General features: G+C 50.6%; 1 protein-coding gene. It reads left to right on the forward strand.

Going from position 1 to position 1,109, the window contains the following annotated elements; genetic code table 11:
• Positions 1-1,109, forward strand: a 1,109-nt coding sequence (locus tag AC1DSE_RS35635) for a hypothetical protein (protein ID WP_477529167.1), incomplete at both ends; no start/stop codon positions are given.

A 1,109-nucleotide genomic window follows, 5' to 3' on the forward strand; every position in this document is an offset into this window, starting at 1 on the left:
GCTATGCGGCTGCTGCGACAGGAAGCGGAAGAGGCATCACGCATCTCGTATACGATAGGTCCGGTGGAATATGGAGAATGGATGCATCAGTATTACTGCCATCATGACGGGGCGAAGCTCTCCTTTGATTGGGGGCAGCCGCACACGCATGTCTGTCCGGTATGCGGCACAGTATGGTCTGGCGAACCCTTTGACTCTGCATGGACATCTTTTGTGCATGCGAATATAGGCCGCGCGGTTTATCATATGGCGATGCTTCACGCTATAGAGCCGGATGAAGCGCTGCTCCATCAAACGAAGCAGTTTCTTCTGTCTTATGCAGACAATTACGAAGGGTATAAGATTCACGGGAGCATCCCGTACAACGGTCCGGGTAAGTTGTTTGCACAGACACTTGACGAGGCGCACTGGATTATTGATTTGTCCGTAGGCTTTCAATTCATTCGGGCTTCGTTGTCTGAAGAGGAAGAGGCGCATATCCGTTATGGCTTGCTGGAGCCTTGCGTACATTTTTTAATCGCGCACAAAGAGGAGCAAATCCATAACCATGCGGTGCTGATTACTTCCGCGATCGCGTCCATTGGCATTTTGCTGAACGATGAGGGGATTATTCATGCCGGACTCTCAGGAGAGTATGGGCTGCATGACCAAATGAAGCGGGGCCGCTTTGCTGACGGACTGTGGTATGAGGGGAATGTTCAGTATCATTTTTATGCGTTCAAGTCGCTGCTGAACTACGCGCTTATGGCGGAAGGAACGCCTTGGGATATTTGGCAAGAGTCTGGCCTCCAATCGATGTTTGATTATCCGGTTCACTGGATAGTGCCAAATGGCTATATGCCTTCTTTCAATGATGCAGGAAGCGCGGGCGGCATTCATACTTATGCGCCTTATTATGAAATAGCGCTGGATATTTTTGGTGATGAGCTCTATCGTTCGCTGCTGAATACGGCCTATGGCACGCAGTGGGCGGAAAAGGCATTTACAGGTGTGAAGACAGTGGAGCGAGACTCTATTCTGGCGTTACTGTTTGGCTGTGAGCTTGCACCTGTGGACGCTTCTGAAGGTGAACAGCTGTGGAAGGCATCACACCGTTCAGTATCCATGCC

Source organism: Paenibacillus sp. 01L418 (assembly GCF_056400045.1).